The following is a 16,151-nucleotide window of genomic DNA, read 5'->3' as shown; positions in this document are numbered from 1 at the left end:
GAGGGGGTGTTAGCTTTCCGACAGCCGTTCTCGAACTCTAATTACCACCCGAAAAGAATAGGAGCGATTTTATGAAATCAACCCTCCTGAAACTCTTGGCCGTGAGTATGCTGGCCATGGGCTTGGCAGTAGGTTGCGCAACCACCAGCGAGCAAGCTACCGAAGCGGCTCCTGCGGGCAGCCAGGCTGCGGCCGAACAGGCCATCAACGCCGCCAAGGCATCCCTCGCTGAAGCCAAGAAGCTGGGTTTCGAGTGGACCACCGGCGTGAATCTCCTGAAGGACGCCCAGAAGGCTTATGACGCAGGCGATTATGCCAAGGCCGAAGAACTCGCCAACAAGGCCAAGAAGATGGGTGACGGCGGCGTGAACCAGTATTACCTGAATCAGGCCAAGTTCAAGATCGATGAATACAAGAAAATGAACAACCTGAGCGCCGAGCAGCAGGATCTCCTGAAGCAGGCCGAGGAAGCCTACGCAAACAGCGAAGGCAAGAAGGCCTACGATCTGGTCATGAAGATCGGTGCCATGTCCGCGGCGAAGATGATGAGCTACACCGTGATGCACGGTGACAACCTCTGGAACATCGCCAAGATGCCGTCCACTTACGGCAACCCTTACGAGTGGCCGCTGATCTACAAGGCCAACGCCGGCAAGATTCATGATCCCGACCTGATCTACCCCGGTCAGGTGTTCGCCATCAACCAGAGCCCGACTCAGGCCGAGGTCGACAAGGCGGTCGATCACGCCAAGCATCGCGGCGCCTGGAAGCTCGGCGAGCCGACCGCTTCCGACACATGAGGCTGGATTTCAAACGTCTGCTCCAATTCGTGACTGCGGTAGTGCGGCGCTTCAATGACGATGGTTGTCTGCGCATGTCCGCGGCCCTCTCGTACACCGCGCTGTTGTCGCTCGTGCCGCTGGTGACCGTGGTGCTGTTGTTTTTATCCACACGCCCGGAATTCGAAAGCATCGGCAATCGGATCATCGACCTGGCGCTTGAACATCTGATGCCGACCTCCGGCCAGGTGATTCACGATTATCTGCTGGGATTTACCTCCAAGGCCTCCAAACTGACCCTGCCGGGTATTTTCGGGCTGCTGGTAACGGCCTTGATGACGTTGTTCACGATCGATATGGCCTTGAACACGATCTGGCGCTCGACCCGCCATCGCAACGTGTTGACGGGATTCCTGGTCTACTGGGCGATTCTGACCCTGGGCCCGTTCCTGATCGGCGGCGGGTTCGTGATCACCTCCTACCTCACCACCCTGTCGCATGGCTATTTCAGCAGTTACAGCCCGGGCTGGCTGAACACCATGCTGATTCGCATTCTGCCCGGTTTGCTGGAGACCGCTGCATTCACCATGTTGTATCTGGCGGTGCCACGGGCACGGGTCCAGTTCAAGCATGCCCTGGTCGGGGGTGTGCTGGCAGCGGTCCTGTTCGAACTCGCCAAAAAGGGATTCGTGCTTTATGTAACGCATTTCCCCGGCTACGAAGCGATCTACGGCGCATTTTCCGCCATCCCGATCTTTTTGTTATGGGTTTACATCTCCTGGGCGATTATCCTGCTGGGCGCACAGGTTGTGTTCTGCCTGAGCCATGATTGCCTGTCCCATCACATTCAGCGCAGCGAGTCGGCCATGACCCTGGTCGATGCCTACCGGGTGGTGGGATTGTTGTGGGAGGCGCAGCAAAAAGGCGAAGCGCTTGCGGTTTCCCAGTTGTCGACGCGCGAGCCTCAGCTAACCCAGGATGCGACGCGCCGGGTCCTCGAACGGCTGCAATTGCTACAGTACGTCATTCGTTCCCAGGCGGGCAGGTGGGTATTGAGCCGCGACCTGCATGCGGTCAGCCTGCACGAACTCTACGAGCATGGCGGGTTTATGCTGCCGACGCTGCACGGTCCCTGGCGGGAGCGCGATGTCTGGAACCGGCGTCTGGCGGAGCGTCTGGATAGCATCTCGGATGAACTTTCCCGCGCCCTCGACGTCCGTTTGGCGGACATGTATCTCCCCGAACAGCCGACGCCTGCCTCCTCTGCCGACGAAGAGCCTGAATCTTCATGAGCGACTGCCGGCGGTATCGGGTTTCGGGTCGGGTGCAGGGCGTGTTTTATCGCGCCTCCGCTCAGGCGCAGGGGCAGGCGCTCGGTCTCTCCGGCTGGGTGCGCAACCTGCCCGATGGCGATGTGGAGGCAGTGGCCTGCGGCGCCGAGCCTCAGCTCGAGGCCTTCGAACGCTGGCTGGCGCAGGGACCGCCTCACGCCGTGGTGGATCTTGTGCAGACTCGTGTAGCGCATCCCGAGGAAACCGCGTCGATCGCGACCTCGGACTTCGAGATCAAAAGGACACTAATCTGATGTTGCAACCTTCCACCCTGGCGAATGGCAAACACCTCGGGCTCGACGAGGTCCTCGACGACCTGGTCGGCGACGGGATGCTGGAGAACGAAAAGGCGGCCATGCTGAAGCGCGTGGTGCTGCCGCAGGAACGCCGGGAGAAACACCCCCTGTCGGTGGTTGCGGAACGCGGCTGGCCGAATCTGCGCGATCCGAAAACCACCCTGTCGCTGGAATTCCTGAGTCAGTGGCTGGCCGAACGCAGCGATCTGCCGTATCTGCGCATCGATCCGCTGCGCCTGGACGTGCGCGCCATCACCGGCGTCATGTCCTATGCCTATGCGGCGCGTTTCAACATTCTGGCCGTCAAGGTGGAAGACGAGAGCGTGACGATCGCCTGCACCACGCCCTATCAGGGCGAGTGGGTCGAGGAGCTGTCGCAGTTGCTCGGCAAGCAGATCAAACGGGTGATCGCCAATCCCGAGGACATCAAGCGCTATCTGCTGGAGTTCTACACCCTGTCGCGCTCCGTCATCGGCGCCACCCAGGAGGACAGCAGGGGCGCGCCCGGCGCCGGTATCCAGAACCTCGAGCAGCTCATGGAGCTGGGCCGGCGCGGCCAGCTGGACGCCAACGACCAGCACGTGGTCAGTATCGTCGACTGGCTGCTGCAGTACGCCTTCGATCAGCGCGCCAGCGATATTCATCTGGAACCGCGCCGCGAACATGCCAACGTCCGCTTTCGTATCGACGGTGTGCTGCATCAGGTCTATCAGATCCCCAGCGCCGTCATGGCCGCGGTGACCAGCCGTATCAAGATCCTCGGGCGCATGGACGTGGCCGAAAAACGCCGGCCCCAGGACGGCCGCATCAAGACCCGTTCGCCGGACGGGCGCGAGGTGGAGCTGCGACTCTCGACCATGCCGACCGCCTTCGGCGAAAAGCTGGTGATGCGTATTTTCGATCCCGAGGTGCTGGTCAAGGATCCGCATGCCCTGGGATTCAGCAACGCCGACGTCGAAACCTGGCGCTCGCTTATCCATGAGCCGAACGGGATTCTGCTGGTGACGGGGCCGACCGGCTCGGGCAAGACCACGACCCTGTATTCGACGCTCAAGGAGCTGGCCCGCCCTGAGGTCAACGTGTGCACGGTGGAGGATCCGATCGAGCTGCTCGATGCGAGCTTCAATCAGATGCAGGTGCAGCACAACATCGGCCTGGATTTCGCCAGCGGCATGCGCACCCTGCTGCGCCAGGATCCGGACATCATCATGGTCGGCGAGATCCGCGACCTGGAGACCGCCGAAATGAGCATCCAGGCCGCGTTGACCGGCCATCTGGTGTTTTCCACCCTGCACACCAACGACGCGCCTTCCGCCATCACCCGCATGCTGGATCTGGGCGTGCCGCCCTATCTGCTCAATGCCACCCTGTTGGGCGTGCTGGCACAGCGTCTGGTGCGCACCCTGTGCCCGCACTGCAAGCGTCCCGGCGAAGTGGATGTCGCGGCCTGGCAGGAGCTGGTCAATCCGTGGAAGGTGGCGCCGCCCAAGACGGCCTACGAACCGGTCGGATGTCTGGAATGCCGGCAGACGGGTTACATGGGGCGGGTGGCGGTCTACGAGCTGTTGCCGGTCAGCAAGACGATCCGGGCTCATATCAAACCGGATACCGATCTCGACGAACTGGGCCGCATCTGTCTCAAGGACGGCATGAAGCCGCTGCGCATCAACGGCGCCCAGAAGGTGGCGGCCGGCCTGACCACCATCAGCGAGGTGATGAAGGTCGCCGCACTGGAACACCAGCACTAGCGCCCGTCTCTGAAGCGGGCGCCGCTTGCCGATGCGCGCGGCTTCAGTTCTTCAGCCGGTCTTTCAAAAAGCCGATCAGTTCCGCCATCGGGACCTGCATGCTGTCCGTGTCGCGGCGGCCCTTGTATTCCACCTCACCGGCGTCCAGGCCGCGTTCCCCGAGCACCACCCGATGCGGAATGCCGATCAGTTCCATGTCGGCGAACATGACGCCGGGCCGCGCGTCACGGTCGTCCAGCAGCACTTCGATGCCGGCATCCAGCAGGGTGTCGTGCAGTTGCATGACGGCCTCGCGCAGGCGCTGCGACTTGTGCATGTTGATCGGGACGAGCACGACCTGGAAGGGGGCGATGGCTGCGGGCCAGATGATGCCCTGCTCGTCGTGATTCTGCTCGATGGCGGCCGCCACCACGCGCGAGACGCCGATGCCGTAGCAGCCCATGGTGGTGATCACCGGCTTGCCCTCCTCGTCCAGGACGCTGGCCTGCAGGGTCTCGCTGTACTTGCGGCCGAGCTGGAAGATGTGTCCCACCTCAATGCCGCGCACGATGGATAGCGTGCCGTTGCCATCGGGGCTGGGATCGCCGGCCACCACGTTGCGCAGGTCGGCCACCTGCGGCAGCGCCACGTCGCGCCCCCAGTTGATGCCGAAGTAATGCTTGCCGTCGGTGTTGGCGCCGGCCGTAAAGTCGGCCAGCCCCGCGACGCTGCGGTCCACGATGCAGGGAATGGGCAGGTTGACCGGACCGAGCGAGCCCGGTCCCGCGCCGATCGCGGTACGAATCTCCGCCTCGCTGGCGAAACACAACGGCGCGGCAACCTCGGGCAGTTTTTCCGCCTTGATGGCGTTAAGCTCGTGATCGCCGCGCACCAGCAGGGCGACCAGGTCCGCGTCGCTCTCTTCGGCGGCATGCACGATCAGGGTTTTCACCGTGCGTTCGACGGGCACGTCGAACCGGGTGACCAGATCATCGATGGTGCGGGCGTCGGGGGTATCGACCAGACGCAGTTCTTCGCCGGCTTCGGGCTGGGCGTGCTGCGGCGCCACGGCTTCGGCGAGCTCGACGTTGGCCGCATAGCCGCCGCTGTCCGAGAAGGCGATGGCGTCCTCGCCTGAAGCGGCGAGGACGTGGAATTCATGGGAAAGACTGCCGCCGATGCTGCCGGTATCCGCATGCACGGCGCGGAAATCGAGACCCAGGCGAGTGAAGATCCGGGTGTAGGTCTCGTACATCACCTGGTAGGTTTCGTTCAGTGAGGCCTCGTCGAGATGAAAGGAATAGGCATCCTTCATCAGGAATTCGCGGGCTCGCATGACCCCGAAACGCGGGCGGATCTCGTCGCGGAACTTGGTCTGTATCTGGTAGAAGTTCACCGGCAGCTGCTTGTAGCTCTTGAGCTCGCGCCGGGCCAGATCGGTGATGATCTCCTCGTGCGTCGGGCCATAGCAGAACTCGCGGTCGTGGCGGTCCTTGAGGCGCAGCAGTTCGGGTCCGTACTGATCCCAGCGGCCGGATTCCTGCCACAGCTCGGCAGGCTGTACCGAGGGCATCAGTACCTCAAGCGCCCCGGCGCGGTCCATCTCCTCGCGCACGATGCGTTCCACCTTGCGCAGCACCCGCAGCCCGTAGGGCATCCAGGTATACAGGCCGGAGGCCAGGCGGCGGATCAGACCGGCACGCAACATGAGCTGATGGCTGACGATCTCGGCGTCGGCCGGGGTTTCTTTGAGCGTGGCAAGGGGGTAGCGGGATACGAGCATGGGTTGGTTTCCGTGAGACGGGCAGGCGGGGGCGCCGCCGGCCCGGTGCGGTCGGTTTAGGGTTCTAGTGCAATAGCAGGCCGTTGTTGTCGCTCAGGCGAGTACGAGAGAAGGAAAAATCGGGCGAGGAAGCGCAGTTTACTTGAGTGTAAATGAGCATTTTGAGCCTGATTTTGACGCCCTATCGTGCCGTATGCGTAGACAACAAAGGTCTGCTAGAAGGTTGAGCCGTTCCAGCCCCAGTAGCGACGGGGAGCATCGGCGAATTCGATATAGGTGCGGTCGGCCGGCACGCCCAGCCGGGTCTCGATCAGCTCGCTGAGACCCTTGGACAGCCCGGCCGTGGCCGATTCGGGCAGGCCGATGCTCTTGAGCTCCACGAAGGCCAGCGGTTCCGGGCTGCCGGCGAACAGCATGCGTTCGTTCGGTACCAGGCGCACCATGACGTAGGACTCGGGTTTGCCCAGCGCCTGGGCGACGTGGGCCGAGAGTTCGTCGAGCAGTTCGCTGTAGTCGGCATCGCTTTGCAGCACATTGCTTTCGATGGAAATCAGGGGCATGACCGTGTCGTTGCCTTAGTTGCAGTATTTCTGGATGTCTTCCTGGGCCTTCTTGACCATGTCGCTGCGTTCCGCGTCGGATACGTAGCGCTGCTGGTCGCCGTCACGCATCATCACGCGGCGGCCGCCCTGCAGGGCCTTGAGGTTCTGCTGGGCGATTTCGCAGTTGCGCTTTTTCTGATCGGCCTCCGCCTTTTTCTGGGCGGCGGCCTGCTCCGCGCTTGGCTGATTCTGGGCGGGTTTACCGCCTTCCTTGGACTTGGTCTTATCAGCGTTCTGGTCTGTGCCTTCGCCGGCATTGCCGGTATCGCCGGGCGCAGCCCGGGTCGTGGTCGCGGCGCCGGGCGCGATGTTGATGTCAAGCTCCTGATAGTTCTTGACGTGCTCGGGCGGCTGCTGGCTGTAGTGGACGTTGCCGTTGGCGTCTATCCATTTGAACACGACGGCCAGCGCGGGCGTGGCGACCAGCGTGAGACCGAGTAGCCCCAGGCGGGCAATGCGTAGCGTGTTGGGCATTCCGACTCCTGACACAGAGGTGAAACCGCACCTAGTTTAACGTAGGTGACACGCGCCGTGTATCGGTCAGCGGCAACAGGCATCGTCTATGCTTATTTTGATATTTGTCACCCGCCAGGGGTTGCAAAAAAGAATATAAGAAATTACTAATATACCAACCTGTTCACTCAACCATGTTTCCGGCCGTCAGACCGGCGGCATGGTTTTGAGAGTTGCTTCGAATAACTCAAAAAATCGGGAAAAGAGCTGATGCGACCCATGTGTAGACGATTTTGGCCACTGATGCGGGCCGGGTTAACCCCTTTGCTGCTGGGGTTGGCCATGCCGGCAGCCTTTGCGGAGCCGGCCGCACGCCAGCTGGGATTTACCGAGGCCGTTCAGATGGCCCTGCAGCAGACACCGGAGATGATGTTGGCGCGCGCCAAGCTGACGGAGGCACGTGGCGGCCTCAAGGAGGCCCGCGGCCACGGCCTGCCGAGCCTGACCCTGTCCGAGGCCGGGATGGGGAGCGACAATGCCCTGAACGTTTTCGGCATGAAGCTGAACCAGCGTCAGGCCACCTTCAACGATTTCGGGGCGGGGCAGTTCACCGGCCCGGCCAGCCTGTTCGTCGCCCCGGACAATCTCAACTACCCGGGGTATTACCGTAACTACCAGACCAAGCTGCAGCTGGACGTGCCGATCTTCAACGGCGGCAAGATCCTGGGCTACGTGCAGCAGGCCGAGGCCTATGTGCGCGCCGCCCGCAAGGGAGACGAAATGGCGCACCAGCAGGTCATCCTCGAGGTGCTCAAGGCCTACGAGGGGGTGCGTGCCGCGCAGGCCTTCGTGGGCGTATCCCAGAAGGCGGAACAGGCGGCGCAATCCTACGTCAAGACCACCAACAACCTGTTCAATCGCGGGGTCGTGTCCAAGAGCGAGCAACTGACCGCGCAACTCAACCTGGGCGATACCCAGCTCAAGGCGCGTCAGGCGCAGATCCAACTGGGCAACACCCTGACCCAGCTGCGCATCCTCACCGGCCTGTCGTCGGATCGGCCCATTTCGGTCGAAGCGGTGATGCCGCCGCCCATGCCCCAGGGGTCGCTGGACGGCGTGATCAAAACGGCACTGACCAACAACCCCGGCATTGCCGCGCTTCAGGCGCAGTTGCGGGCCGCGCAGGCCGGGGTGACGGTCGCGCGCGCCGATTACATGCCGCACTTCAATATGCAGCTCAGCCGCGAGTGGAACCAGGAAACGCTGGGCGGCGGTTTCCATAACCAGTCCAACACGGTGGCCGGGGTGCTGTCCTGGAAGCTGCTGGACCTCGGCAGCCGCGGCGGCGCTTACGACCAGGCTCAGGCCCGGCGCATCCAAGCCGAGGCCAGGCTCCACGAAATGCGGAACAAGCTGACGCTGCAGGTGGACAAGGCCTGGCGTGACGCGCAACTGGCGGATGAACGCGTGCAGGTGAAGTCCCTGGCGGTCGAGCAGGCCGAAGAGGCCGAGCGCCTCGAACGCCTGCGTTACGAAAAAGGCATTTCCACGCTGACGAACCTGCTGTCGGCCCAGGCGCAGCTCGACAAGGCGCGGGCCGACCTGATCGCCGCCCACTATCAGCAGATCATGCAGCGCGCCGGCCTGCAGATGGCGATGGGCTCGCTCGACCTGAAGCTGTTCGCCCAGTGACCCCTATCAAGGAAAAGAACTCCAGGAGTAACAATCCATGAGCATCAAGATTTCCCCCATCCGATATCTGACGGTGGCTGTATTCGCCATGACCGCCGTTCTGCTCAGCGCCTGCGGCGGGTCCGACAAGGAGGCGACCGAGGCCGGCCGGCCGGCGGTTGCGGTCCAGCTCATGACGCTCGATGCGCAGAAACTGCCGATCTACGCCTCGTTGCCCGGCACGGTGGTACCGGCCGACCAGGTCCAGATTTCCTCCCGGCTGATGGGCTACGTGCGCGATCTGAAGGTGCATGAAGGCCAGGCGGTCGAGGCCGGCCAGGTGTTGCTGAACATCGATCCCACCGACATCAAGGGCGGCATCAATCAGGCGCGCGCCCAGGTTGCGCAGGCCAAGGCCGCCCTGGACGAGGCCGAGTCGAACTATCGGCGCTTCAAGGACCTGTACGAGCAGAAGGCGATTCCGAAACAGGAGTTCGAAAAGGTCCAGACCGGTTATCAGGTGGCCAAGAGCCAGTACGAGGTGGCCATGTCCGCGTTGAAGACGGCCCAGTCGCAGCTCAAGTATGCCGAGGTCCGGGCGCCGTTCAGCGGTATCGTGGTGAGCAAGATGGTGCAGGACGGCACGCTGGCCGCCCCGGGCCACCCGCTGTTGACCCTGGAAAATCCCAAGCACCTGCAGGTTCAGGTCCAGGTGGATGGTCAGGTCTTCCAGCACATGTGGCTGGGCCAGAAGCTCGATGTGGAGGTCGATGGCCCCGATATGCAGATCCAGCGCATCGAGGGTTCGGTTGAGCGCATGGTGACCGCCGCCGATCCGGTGACCCATACGCACCTGGTCAAGATCGGCCTGCCCGAAAACGCCCAGGTGGCGAGCGGCGGATTCGCCCGCGTGCATGTGCAGGTCGGCGAAGAGTCGGGCGTGACCGTGCCCGCGTCCGCGATTCACGTGCGCGCCGGCATCCAGGGCGTATTCGTGGTCGACAAGGACAACCGCAGCTACTTCCGCATGGTGCGTCTCGGCGAGCAGCTGCCGCAGGGCGTGGTGATACTGTCCGGCCTGCAGCCCGGCGAACAGGTGGTGCTGAAGTCCGCGTCGCCGCTCGATAACGGCACGCCGGTCAAGACCGAGACCGTGCCGCAGGAACAGGCGCCCGCCGGCGAGGATCAGACGCCGCCGGCCGAACCGCAGGATCAGTCCCCGGAAAAAAAGAATGACAACAACGGAGGCAACGCATGAGTGCCGGCGAAGATCAAAAGCTCAACAGCGCGGGTAAGCTCGCCCGCGCTTTTATCGAGTCCAAGATCACCGCATTGATCATGCTGGCGCTGACCCTCTGGGGTCTGCTCGCCATTTCCGTCACGCCCCGCCTGTACAACCCCGAGATCGTGGTGCCGGCGGCGCAGATTATCGTCGTGCGGCCGGGCAGCAGCCCGCTGGAGGTCCGCAATCAGGTGGTCAAGCCGCTCGAGGCTTTGATGGCCAGCCTGAAGGGCGTGAAGCACACCTTCGGCTACGCCTTGAACGACATGGGCGTGGTCACGGTGCAGTTCGAGGTGGGGGCGGACGAGGAGAAAAGCCTGGTCACCCTCTACAACCAGATCATGCGCAACATGGACCGGCTGCCGCCCGGCACCATGCAGCCCATCGTCAAGAGCATCGGCATCACCGATGTGCCGATCGTGACCCTGACGCTGTCCTCGCATCAGGTCGGCAACGTGGCCTTGCGCGAGATCGCCGAACGCATGCTGGCCCAGCTGCGCAACATCCCCAACGTCGGCGACAGCAAGGTGATCGGCGGCCAGCCCAAGGCGGTCAATGTCTGGATCGACCCGCAGAAGCTGGCGGCGGTGGGCATCAGCCTGGATCAGGTCACCAAGATGCTGGAGGGCTCCAATGTCGTGTTGCCCGCCGGCAAACTGGTCCATTCCAACCGCGAGGTGCCGCTGCGGGTCACCGCGGCGTTCGGTAACGTCGAGGAACTGGGCAATATCGTGATCGGGGCGCCGCAGGGACGGCCCGTTTACCTGAAAAACGTCGCACACATCGAGGAAGGTCCCGCTCATCAGGACAGTTTCTCGACCTTTGCCTTCGGCCATGCCATGGCGAAGGAGGGCAAGCGCGTGGGTGACCAGGTGCCTGCGGTGACCCTGGCCATCGGCAAGCGTGCCGGCACCAATGCCGTGGTGGTCGCCGACGAGGTGCTGGGCAAGCTGAAGCGCCTCGAGCGCGAGGTGGTGCCTGAAGGCGTAAATGTGACCGTAACACGCAACTATGGGGTGCGTGCCGACGATGCGGTGAACACCCTGATGGAACACCTGGTGGTGGCCATCGCGGTGGTCATGTTCATTCTGCTGTTCTTCCTGGGCTGGCGCGAGGCGGTCATCGTCACCCTCACGGTGCCTCTGACCCTGTTCGTGGTGCTGGGCGTGGGGTGGATCATCGGTCAGACGATCAACCGGATCTCGCTGTTCGCGTTGATTCTGTCGCTGGGGCTTTTGGTCGATGCGGCGATCGTGGTGATCGAGAACATCCATCGCCATCTGCATCACAGCCGGACCACCGATTTCCGCAGCCTGCTGATCACGGCGACCAACGAAATCGGCAATCCCACCAATATCGCCACCATCGCGGTGATCCTGGCCTTCGTTCCCATGGCCTTCGTGACCGGCATGATGGGGCCGTTCATGCGCCCGATTCCGATCAATGTGCCGGTGGCCATGATCGCGTCGCTGGTGCTGGCCTATATCGTGGTGCCGTGGACGGCCTATCGCTGGCTGAAGAGCAAGGCGATGCTGCACGAGGCGCAGGCCACGCCGACGCTTGAAGAAAAGGACGCCGAGCCGAAGGATATCCTGCACCGCAGCTACGTGAAGGTCATCACGCCGTTGCTGGGCGATGCCAAGAAACGCAACATCTTCTTCGGTGTGGTGGTCGGGTTGCTGCTGCTGTCCATGGTGCAGCCGGCCTGGCAGTTCATCCGCCCCGGCGGCGTGAACGGTCCGGTGAGTCTGCTCGGCGTGCCGCTGCAGATGCTCCCCATGGGTAACGTCAACACCTTCCTGGTCGAGGTCGACACCCCGGCCGGCACGGCGCTGAACGAAACCGCGCGCGTCGCCGACGCCGTGGGCAAGGTGCTGTCCAGGAATCCGTACATCACCGACTATCAGACCTTCGTAGGCATCACCGGACCACTGACCTTTGCGGGCATGGTGCGCGGCGACAACATCCGCCAGGGCAGCAACCTGGCGCAGATCCGGGTGAACCTGGTCAGCCGCCACGATCGGCCCAAGACCAATAACGTCGCCACGGCGGTGTACGACAGTCTCAAGCCGGTGATGGCCGAGTTCCCCACGGCGCGCATCAAGCTGTTCCAGACCCCGCCGGGACCGCCGGTGCAGTCGCAGGTGCTGGCCGAGATCTACGGGCCCGACTATGACAAGCTGCGCGAGACAGCAGCGCTGATCCGCCAGGATTTCGAAAAGGTCTACGGGATGATCAACATCGACGATTCCGTGACCGCGACGGTGCCCCAGTACCTGATTCAGGTGAATCAGCAAAAGGCGATCCTGTCCGGCGTGGCGCCCGCCCAGGTCGCGAAGATTATTCACGACTACGTGGTGGGGACCAAGATCGGCACCCTGCACACCGCGCGGGCCCCCGAGCCGGTGGACATCGTCGTGCGTCTGGCGCGCAAGGATCGGGCCTGGATTCAGCAGATCCGTGACCTGACCATCACCAATGCGCAGGGCAAGGAGGTGCCGCTCGGCAGCATCATCCGGGTCATTCCCTCCAATCAGGCCAAGCCGATCATGGATCGCGACCAGCATCCGGTGGTGTACGTAACCGGCGACATGCTCAACCAGAGCCCGGTCTACGCGGTGCTGGCCCTGAACAAGATGCTGGACAACCAGACCCTGCCCAACGGGGTGCATGTCACCACGGCGAATCTGGGCTTCAAGGATGCGCAGCCGAAAGACATCACCCACTACCAGGTGCTGTGGGGCGGCGATATGCGTCTGACGCTGGACGTGTTCCGCGACCTGGGTGCGGCCTTTATCGTGGCGCTGGTGTTCATCTACCTGCTGCTGGTGGCCTATTACCAGTCCTTCATGCTGCCGGTGATCGTGATGGGCGCCATTCCGCTGACCCTGGTCGGTATCTTCCCGGGACACTGGCTGTTCAATATGCCGTTCAACGCCACGTCGATGATCGGGTTTATCGCCCTGGCGGGGATCGTGGTGCGCAACTCCCTGCTGTTGATCGACTTCATCCTCGATTACCGCAGGCAGGGTTATGACCTCAAGGAGTCGGTGATCGAGGCCGGGGCGGTGCGTTTCCGCCCGATCCTGCTGACCGCCCTGGCTATCATGTTCGGCTCGGCGGTCATGGTCGGCGACCCGGTGTTCGGTGGGCTGGCGGTGTCGCTGATCTTCGGCACATTCGCCTCGACCCTGCTGACGCTGGTGGTGATCCCGCTGCTGTACTATCTGTGGCAGCGCGCCCTGCTGGAACGGGGCTGAGCAGGCAACACCGGGCGCCGTCGTGAGGCGGGGTCCGGCCGTCGATCCGGCAGGAAAACAAAAAAGCCCGCTGTTCGTGGAATACGACAGCGGGCTTTTTTTATTGTCCCGGGCTTGCCGTTTTTTCGTGCAAGCCCCAAATGAATCCGACTTTCCGGCTTATTCGGAACGTCCCGGCGGTTTGGGCGGTGGCGGGAAGTTGGCGATTTTCCCGTCGCCACTCGCCTTGTGAATACGGTTCTGGCCTTCCTTGGCGACCTCGTCAATGCGGATGACCGCCTGCAGGGGGATGTAGGTGCGTTTGACGTTCTCGAACTCGCTTTTCAGGCGCTCTTCCGCGGGGTCGACGAGCACCTGTGAGCGTTCCCCGAATATCAGCTCCTCGACTTCCACGAAGGCATACATGCCTGCCTGATCCACCTTGCGGGCATAGAGCTCATAGACCTCGCCCTGGTTCTGAAAGATGACCCGATAAATACGTTTGGCGACCATCCGGTGTGATCCGACGACTATTTCCGGGGATTATACAGGCAACCGCCTGTCGGCCCTCTCCCGCCCCTGGAATGAACTAAGACCGCTGTGAATGGTCTTTGCCGCTAGGACAAAGAGAATTGACGAGGAGGGCTAATGTCCAGCATAGGAGTCGCGGAAACGGGGGGCGGCCTGTCCATGGCCCGGGTGATGATCACCGTGTTGGCGCTGATCTCGTTGGCACTGCTGGTGGCATTGCTGGTGATCGGACATGGTTCTCTGGACGCCTTTTTGATGGTCGCCGATGGAGCCAGCGCGCCGACCGTGACCCTGGTACTGACTGCCGGCGGCTTGGCGGCCATTTCCCTGGGGCTGAACCTGTACCTGCAATACTGCGGCAGTCGTGGCCGACTGCTGAGCCTGATGCTGATATTGGCCATGCTGCCGGTCGCCTTTTCGATCTGGTCGCCGATTCACTACAACAACCGCAAGAACGCCCAGTTGCTGGCGACTGTCCAGCGCCATCTTCAGGACGGTGCGGGTTATCAAGCTGTATATGACGGCATGAAGGCCTGTCTGGATTGGAGCCTGTCGCTGCAGTATTGGCCGGAGGCGCGCCGCCGCTGTGCCCTGAACGTGGCCTACGGCAGTGACCACCGGCCCGACGTGGTCAGGGCGTTGCGACGGCTGGGCTTGCCGACCCGGGAATAGACGCCGATTCGGCCAGCGTTTCCGCTTCCCACGTCCCGCCTTCCAGCAGATGCAGGCGGCGGGTGTGATAGGCGAGCAGGGTGCTGCGATGCCCCACGCTCACGATCGCGACCTCTGGCAGGGCCTCGACGATCAACCGGTACAGCTGCGCCTCGGTCGGTTCGTCCAGCGCGGAGCTGGCCTCGTCCATGAACAGCCAGCGCGGCCGTGTGATCAGGACCCGCGCCATGGCCAGACGTTGCTGTTCCCCCAGGGAAAGCACGTGCGACCAGGGCTGGACCTCCCCGAGCAGTTCGGCGAAGCCGCCCATTCCGACCGCCTCCAGGGCCTGTTGAATCGTGTGATCGTCCGTGGCGAGGTCGGAACGGGGGTAAAGCAGCGCCGTGCGCAGGCTGCCCAGCGGCAGATAGGGTTTCTGCGGCAGGAACAGCATTTCGTCCCGCGGCGGCAGTGCGACTTCCCCGTCACCGAAGGGCCACAGGCCGGCCAGCGCGCGTAACAGGGTGCTTTTGCCGATGCCCGAACGGCCGGTGATCAGCAGCCGTTCCCCCGCCTGGACATCGAGATCCAGGCGCTGGATGATCGGTTGCCCCTTGGGCAGGTAAAGCGTCAGGCCGCGGGTCGCGATGCCGCCGTCCTCCCGGTGCCGCAACTGGTGTTCCGTGGACTGCAGCGATTCCACTTCCTCCATGAGGTTCATGAACCCGCGCAACCGGTCGACCACGGCGTGCCAGTTGGCCAGGCTGTCGTAGCTGTTGGCCAGGTAGGAGAACGAATTCTGCACCTGGGCGAAGGCGGCGCCGACCTGCATGATGTAGCCGAGGCTCACCTTTTTGGCGAAATAGGCGATGGCCGGAAACAGGATGGGCAGGATGATGGCGATCTGGCCGAAGTAGCTGTTCATCCAGTTGAAGGCCTTTTGCCGCAGGATCAGCCGCTTGTAGTTGCCGAACACGGCGTTGAACCGGTCCATGAAGTTCGCCTTTTCGCGTGCCTCGCCGCCGTAGAAGGCCACGGCTTCGCTGTTCTCGCGCAGGCGTACCAGGGAAAAACGAAAGTCCGCCTGCAGCCGCTCTTGGTGGTAGTTCAGGCCGATGAGCGGGTTGCCGATCTTGGCGGCCAGCCAGGTGCCCGCGACCGAGTAGAGCAGGGCGACCCACACCAGGATCCCCGGGAAGTTCTGGTCGTGGCCGCCGATGGGGATGATGAGCTTTTCGGACAGCACCCACAGCAGGCCGATGAAGGCCACCAGGTTGGCGGCGGCGTTCAGCATGCCGGTGAACAGGCTGGTGGTCATGGCGGAAAACGACGACAGATCGTCGGCGATACGCTGGTCCGGGTTGTCCTGGCCGCGCTTGAAGACCTCCATGTGATAGTAGGCGCGCCCGTGCAGGTAGCGGGTGAGATATTCCTGGGTCAGCCAGCGGCGCCAGCGCAGGTCCAGCAGCTGGGTGATATAGGTCTGGTACACACCAAGGACGATGCTGACCAGGGCCAGGATGGTGAATACGCCGATCAGGTGCCAGAACGCGCCCTTGTCGTACTGCTGCATGGCGTTCCAGAACGCGTTGTACCAGTTGGTGATGCGCAGTCCGACGTAGACCTGGGCGACGGTGAAAACCATGATCACCAGCAACAGCCCCCTGGCGCCCCAGCGCTCCTCCGAATGGGTGAAGTAGGGCTTGGCCAGGTGCCAGGCATCGCGAAAAAAGGCGCGGTCGAAACGGGCCTTTTGCTTGGGGGAGGAATACTGCGGTTCGGATCCGGGCTGCATGATGTTTCGGT

At 62.8% G+C, this 16,151-nt stretch carries 13 protein-coding genes; 8 read left to right on the top strand and 5 right to left on the bottom strand.

What is annotated here, in order from left to right; translation table 11 throughout:
* The first annotated feature begins 71 nt into the window (after positions 1-71).
* From P8Y64_04825 to P8Y64_04810, 4 genes are read left to right on the top strand one after another with little or no spacing between them, the layout of a single operon-like run.
* Complete coding sequence (locus P8Y64_04825; GenBank protein MEJ2059793.1) at positions 72-800, top strand: LysM peptidoglycan-binding domain-containing protein; 729 nt, start codon at positions 72-74, stop codon at positions 798-800.
* Positions 797-2,071, top strand: a complete 1,275-nt coding sequence (locus tag P8Y64_04820; protein MEJ2059792.1) for a YihY family inner membrane protein — start codon at positions 797-799, stop codon at positions 2,069-2,071. Before P8Y64_04825 ends, P8Y64_04820 begins: the two co-directional genes overlap by 4 nt.
* The gene (locus tag P8Y64_04815) at positions 2,068-2,364 is read left to right on the top strand and encodes an acylphosphatase (protein MEJ2059791.1); all 297 of its coding nucleotides are present in this window, start codon (positions 2,068-2,070) and stop codon (positions 2,362-2,364) included. The genes P8Y64_04820 and P8Y64_04815 overlap by 4 nt, the downstream gene beginning before the upstream one ends.
* Entirely contained in the window at positions 2,364-4,154 is a 1,791-nt protein-coding gene (locus tag P8Y64_04810; protein MEJ2059790.1) for a GspE/PulE family protein, read from the top strand. Before P8Y64_04815 ends, P8Y64_04810 begins: the two co-directional genes overlap by 1 nt.
* A 43-nt stretch (positions 4,155-4,197) precedes the next feature.
* On the opposite strand, the gene P8Y64_04805 is transcribed toward P8Y64_04810, so the two are convergent.
* From P8Y64_04805 to P8Y64_04795, 3 genes are all read right to left on the bottom strand, one after another.
* Positions 4,198-5,916, bottom strand: coding sequence for a proline--tRNA ligase (locus P8Y64_04805; protein MEJ2059789.1), 1,719 nt, complete (start codon positions 5,914-5,916; stop codon positions 4,198-4,200).
* 215 nt (positions 5,917-6,131) lie between these two features.
* Positions 6,132-6,476, bottom strand: coding sequence for a phenylpyruvate tautomerase MIF-related protein (locus P8Y64_04800; GenBank protein MEJ2059788.1), 345 nt, complete (start codon positions 6,474-6,476; stop codon positions 6,132-6,134).
* Positions 6,477-6,491: 15 nt separating this feature from the next.
* Entirely contained in the window at positions 6,492-6,992 is a 501-nt protein-coding gene (locus tag P8Y64_04795; protein ID MEJ2059787.1) for a DUF4124 domain-containing protein, read from the bottom strand.
* A 282-nt stretch (positions 6,993-7,274) separates the two neighbouring features.
* On the opposite strand from P8Y64_04795, the gene P8Y64_04790 reads away from it, so the two are divergent.
* Genes P8Y64_04790 through P8Y64_04780 form a run of 3 tightly spaced genes read left to right on the top strand, consistent with a single transcriptional unit; the run spans position 7,275 to position 13,184 of the window.
* Positions 7,275-8,663, top strand: coding sequence for a TolC family protein (locus P8Y64_04790; GenBank protein ID MEJ2059786.1), 1,389 nt, complete (start codon positions 7,275-7,277; stop codon positions 8,661-8,663).
* 37 nt (positions 8,664-8,700) lie between these two features.
* Entirely contained in the window at positions 8,701-9,900 is a 1,200-nt protein-coding gene (locus P8Y64_04785; GenBank protein MEJ2059785.1) for an efflux RND transporter periplasmic adaptor subunit, read from the top strand.
* A complete protein-coding gene (locus P8Y64_04780; GenBank protein MEJ2059784.1) occupies positions 9,897-13,184 on the top strand; it encodes an efflux RND transporter permease subunit in 3,288 nt (1,095 codons plus the stop codon). Before P8Y64_04785 ends, P8Y64_04780 begins: the two co-directional genes overlap by 4 nt.
* Before the next feature lie 159 nt (positions 13,185-13,343).
* Here P8Y64_04780 and P8Y64_04775 read toward each other — a convergent pair whose 3' ends face one another.
* Positions 13,344-13,676, bottom strand: coding sequence for a DUF1820 family protein (locus tag P8Y64_04775; protein ID MEJ2059783.1), 333 nt, complete (start codon positions 13,674-13,676; stop codon positions 13,344-13,346).
* A 135-nt stretch (positions 13,677-13,811) separates the two neighbouring features.
* Between P8Y64_04775 and P8Y64_04770 the strand changes: the two genes are divergently transcribed.
* The gene (locus P8Y64_04770) at positions 13,812-14,366 is read left to right on the top strand and encodes a hypothetical protein (GenBank protein ID MEJ2059782.1); all 555 of its coding nucleotides are present in this window, start codon (positions 13,812-13,814) and stop codon (positions 14,364-14,366) included.
* Here the strand turns inward: P8Y64_04770 and P8Y64_04765 are convergent.
* Entirely contained in the window at positions 14,326-16,140 is a 1,815-nt protein-coding gene (locus P8Y64_04765; protein ID MEJ2059781.1) for an ABC transporter ATP-binding protein/permease, read from the bottom strand. The genes P8Y64_04770 and P8Y64_04765 overlap by 41 nt on opposite strands.
* Positions 16,141-16,151 lie beyond the last annotated feature (11 nt).

It is taken from the genome of Gammaproteobacteria bacterium, assembly GCA_037388465.1.
Lineage (GTDB): Bacteria > Pseudomonadota > Gammaproteobacteria > SpSt-1174 > SpSt-1174 > JARRKE01.
Note: the sequence above shows the minus strand (reverse complement) of the source record. Positions and strands in the feature narration are given on the sequence as shown.